General features: G+C 64.6%; 5 protein-coding genes and 1 pseudogene. 1 reads left to right on the forward strand and 5 read right to left on the reverse strand.

The genetic code is table 11. The features are described from left to right. Window positions 1–86: 86 nt before the first annotated feature. Window positions 87–776 (reverse strand): DUF899 domain-containing protein, encoded by a 690-nt coding sequence (locus AWC14_RS11925; protein ID WP_045378874.1) that lies wholly within the window; start codon window positions 774–776, stop codon window positions 87–89. After that, window positions 773–1,279, reverse strand: a complete 507-nt coding sequence (locus tag AWC14_RS11930) for an SRPBCC family protein (protein WP_045378871.1) — start codon at window positions 1,277–1,279, stop codon at window positions 773–775. Before AWC14_RS11930 ends, AWC14_RS11925 begins: the two co-directional genes overlap by 4 nt. 88 nt (window positions 1,280–1,367) lie before the next feature. Here AWC14_RS11930 and AWC14_RS11935 point away from each other — a divergent pair, with 88 nt between their 5' ends. Further along, a complete protein-coding gene (locus tag AWC14_RS11935; protein ID WP_081968145.1) occupies window positions 1,368–1,958 on the forward strand; it encodes a TetR/AcrR family transcriptional regulator in 591 nt (196 codons plus the stop codon). A gap of 49 nt (window positions 1,959–2,007) precedes the next feature. Here AWC14_RS11935 and AWC14_RS11940 read toward each other — a convergent pair whose 3' ends face one another. From AWC14_RS11940 to AWC14_RS30200, 3 genes and pseudogenes are all read right to left on the reverse strand, one after another. Next, window positions 2,008–2,460, reverse strand: a complete 453-nt coding sequence (locus tag AWC14_RS11940; RefSeq protein WP_045378868.1) for a type II toxin-antitoxin system VapC family toxin — start codon at window positions 2,458–2,460, stop codon at window positions 2,008–2,010. Further along, the gene (locus AWC14_RS11945) at window positions 2,406–2,654 is read right to left on the reverse strand and encodes an AbrB/MazE/SpoVT family DNA-binding domain-containing protein (RefSeq protein ID WP_052425583.1); all 249 of its coding nucleotides are present in this window, start codon (window positions 2,652–2,654) and stop codon (window positions 2,406–2,408) included. The genes AWC14_RS11940 and AWC14_RS11945 overlap by 55 nt, the downstream gene beginning before the upstream one ends. 57 nt (window positions 2,655–2,711) lie before the next feature. Next, a pseudogene (locus tag AWC14_RS30200) lies at window positions 2,712–3,678 on the reverse strand (hypothetical protein). Window positions 3,679–3,882 lie beyond the last annotated feature (204 nt).

Here is a 3,882-nt window from a genome sequence, read left to right on the forward strand (position 1 = left end):
GCCTACGAGCCGACCACAAAACCAGCCATCAATCACCGCAAAACACGGCCGCTTGACATAGGAGCAACACGCTCGCGGCTCACGGGTCAGAGTCGTTCGGCACCGTAGGCTCGGGCGATCTCCTCTGAACTCGGCCATCCGCTGTAGGTGGGGCGCTGGGGCCAGCCGTCCGGCGAATCCTGCCACTCTTCCTGACGTCCGTAGGGCAATATGTCGATCAACGCGAACGTGTGACTGAGCTGTTCGGTCCCGCGTCCGTTGGTATGCCAGGTGCGATACACCCGATCGCCGTCGCGCAGAAAGACATTCACCCCGAATCCGCCGCCCGGTGGGGCTCCAACGTCGGCTCCGAACGAGCTGTTGGCAGTCGAGTACCACGTCATCCGGTTACCCACCCGCCGCTTGTATGCAAGCGCTTCGTCGATAGGTCCCTGCGTGACAATGACGAACCGGGCGTCGTAGTTGTCCAGGAATTCCAGGCGGGTGAACTGCGAGGTGAAGCCGGTGCAGCCGGGGCACTGCCATTTCTCACCGGGAAACCACATGTGGTGGTAGGCAATCAGCTGTCGTTTGCCTTCGAAGACGTCGACCAACCGCACGGGGCCGTGCTCGCCTTCAAGCGTGTAGTCCGGCATCTCGACCATCGGCAGGCGTCGTCGCTGCGCGGCGATCGCGTCGAGCTCGCGGGTGGCGGCCTTCTCCCGGGCGCGCAAAGCGTCCAGTTCGCGCTGCCACGTTTCCTGGTCCACCACAGGCGGTAATGCTGTCGCCGTCACGATGGCGTCCTTCCCGACACCGCGGCGGCATCGCCGGCAAGCACACCGAGATTGGACAGTGAGTTCTTCAAGTGATCGAGTGCGAACGGCGGAAATTGGATGTGCTCGCGTAGCGCGGCCGGCACTGCCGACCAGTCGTAGGTCAACGTCACCTGCGTTTCCGACGGCCCCAATGGCATCAGGTCGTACCGCCAGATCCACCCACCGAATTCGATGTTGCCGTCGCCGGCGATGTCTTGGCCGGGTCTCCACGCGATGGCGTGCGGAGGATCGAAGACGGTCACCTGGTTGGCCATCTCGTAGGACCCCACCGGGTGGTTGTCGTGATACATCGCCATCCGGAAGATCTGTCCCTCGTCAGTCAATTGCCGTGCGTCGAGTGATTCACGGACCCAGCCGGTTCCGTCGATGGCAGCGTGCGTTGTCGGATCGGCGAGAATACGAAACAAGGTGGCGGCCGGCGCCTTGAGAGTGGCGACCTCGCTGACTACGTCGTCGGTCATGGTGGCTCCTGGTTGCTCGGGATGTTCACGCTGTCAACATTTGGTGTAATGTTCACACCGTACACTTGAGCCCGAGGAGGGTCAAGAGTTGGCTGACTTGAAGACCGCTTATCACCATGGGGATCTGCGGACCGCATTGATCGACGCGGGCCTCGACCTCACCCGGTCCGGCGGACCGGACGCACTCACCATCCGGGAAGCGACTCGGCGAGTTGGGGTTTCCCCTAACGCCGCGTACCGTCACTTCGCCGACCGCGAAGCATTGCTACGGGCGGTCGCCACTGCCATCCAGCACCGGATGGCAGCGCGGATGCACACCTCGACTGGCCGCAGGGCGTCCGATCGGCTGCGAGCGGTCGGACTTGGCTACATCAAATTCGCACTGGACGAGCCCGGCTGGTTCAGCACGGCCTTTTTCGGAGCGGACCTCGCCGACGATGCGGCCGAAACAGCTGTTGCCCCACCATATCTCGCCTTGGTCGACGCGCTCGACGCGATGGTGGGGGCGGGCGTGCTGCCAGCCGAACGGCGCGCCGGCGCCGAGTGGCCGTGCTGGTCCGCGGTGCACGGCTTCGCCGAACTGGCGCTCCGCGGACCGCTGAGACGGGCAAGTCGCCGTGAGGTCAACGCGCTGGCCAAACGCACGGTCGACGACATCATCGCCGGCTTGTCACGATGACCCGGCCGCGAACGTTCCGCAGCGACCAGGGCTACCCCCTTGGCCCCGCTCAGACAGACGGTGGCTCGACCCGCTCTACAGTGCCGACCCGATCGATGGACCGGTCGAACGATGCAACTCTGCCGATGCCGGTGCTCTCGGCGCAGGCGACCAGGTATGCCTCTGCGAAGTCGAGCCGGTCAGTTTCGTAGAGCGCAATTGCCCGCAGCAGCAGCGCCGCATCAACACAGAGAATCGAATCGAAGGCGACGAGTGAGCGTATTGCCTGGGCGATTTGGTGGCGCGGTGCTTCGTAGAACGACTCCAACACGTACACCGTCTCGGCCGTGACGAGGTCGGTCAGCAGCAAGTCTCGTTCGGTGGCGAGGTATGTGCTTGCGCGCGCGGCTAACTCGGGTGGGCCGCCTGTCAGGTGGCGGACCAAGATGTTCGTATCGACGAACGCGCTCACCGTCGATCCGCAGCTCGAGCGGATCGGGTGCGACGGATCACGTCGTCCCATGCGATGTTGCGCTTGGCTGCGGGCACCCGGATTGTGCCGGCCAATTCGAGGAAGTGGGCTGTCCGGGCGATTACGGCACGATTGCCTTCGACGCGGAAGATGAGCGCGTCACCGTCCTTGATGCCCAAGGCATCCCGCACCGGCTTCGGGATGGTCACCTGTCCCTTTGATGTCACCGTGGCCGAGACGTCCATGACGCTCCTTACTTTGCTCCCGAAGTAAGGATAGCCGGCGGCCGCCGGCGCAGCCGCTCACCACTCGCCGTCTGCGACCATGTCGCCGCCGGCGTCCTTCAACGAGACGACTGTGGCGGGATCCACCGGAATGACGGCGCCGTCGTTGTCGCCCAGCACGCCGCCGACCGTCTTAACCTGAGCCAAGGCGTCACTGGGCGTCAGATCGTTGGCATCGACGTCGAAGTAGTCGAACCACGGCAATCCGGCCTGCACGTAGGCGTCCCGGTTGACGGGTGTCGGAGGCGGTACCTCGCCGGTGATGGCCATCCACTGAGTGGCCGAGCACAGGTGCACGAACACCCGCCAGGAGCGGTTCTCGTTGTAGTCGGACAGAGAGCGCTCATCGCGGTAGACCTCCTGCCGCATTCGCCCACCGGCTCCCAAGCCCATGGCCGGCGTCGCGGGGACTGGCGAGATCCCGGCCAAGCAGTCAACAATGCGACGCCGTTCCGTTCGCCACTTTTTGAGTGCTTCGCGAGTGAGACCGACCGCACGCAACTGGATGCCGCCGTGGGTCTCTTGCCCGGTGATCTGGGCCTTCTACCGTGGCACCGCAGCCGAGCGGGACGGCAACGAACTGGCGAATGTACCCATCCCCGGCATTAATGCCGTCCAGCCAGGGCTGCTCGGGCAGCGCGACGTAGTTCTGGGGATCCCTCGTCAGGTACTCGCTCCACTTGTTGCCGCTGACCGCGCACACCTTCCCGATGCCCACCTGCAGCGCTGCCGGCTCGTCGGCATCGAACGAGAGCCACACGGCCTCGCGCTGGTAGATCGGCAGCATGATCCCGCCCCGGGCAAGCCACTCGGCTGGCGCGGTGTCGGGGTAATCTTCGACCCGCCGGAGCGGGAACCGTCCCAACCCGGGCGGAAGCGGATGCAGTCCACTCTCCGGAATGCGCAGCGTCCGCTGGAAACTCACGCCGACCGGGCCGAGCCTCAACTGATCGCGATCTACGGTGACCGCCGCTTTGTTCACCATTGCCAACCTCCGTCTCGTGTCAGCACAGGTCTAGCAGCAGCCTCCGACATCGATCGGTCGCTTCCGGCGAAGCGAATGGAACCAGCACGGTGCCACCGTGCTCGGCGAGCGCCACCGAGACTGAAGGGCGAGCGTGTTGCTCCTATGTCAAGCGGCCGTGTTTTGCGGTGATTGATGGCTGGTTTTGTGGTCGGCTCGTAGGGC

Origin of the sequence: Mycobacterium kyorinense (genome assembly GCF_002101735.1) — a bacterium.
In the GTDB taxonomy this organism is placed as follows: Bacteria; Actinomycetota; Actinomycetes; order Mycobacteriales; family Mycobacteriaceae; genus Mycobacterium; species Mycobacterium kyorinense.

Excerpts from the sequence above, each read along its gene's own strand:
- AWC14_RS11930 (WP_045378871.1), bottom strand. The coding sequence starts at position 1,279 with ATGACCGACGACGTAGTCAGCGAGGTCGCCACTCTCAAGGCGCCGGCC.
- AWC14_RS11940 (WP_045378868.1), bottom strand. The coding sequence starts at position 2,460 with ATGGGACGACGTGATCCGTCGCACCCGATCCGCTCGAGCTGCGGATCG.
- AWC14_RS11945 (WP_052425583.1), bottom strand. The coding sequence starts at position 2,654 with ATGGACGTCTCGGCCACGGTGACATCAAAGGGACAGGTGACCATCCCG.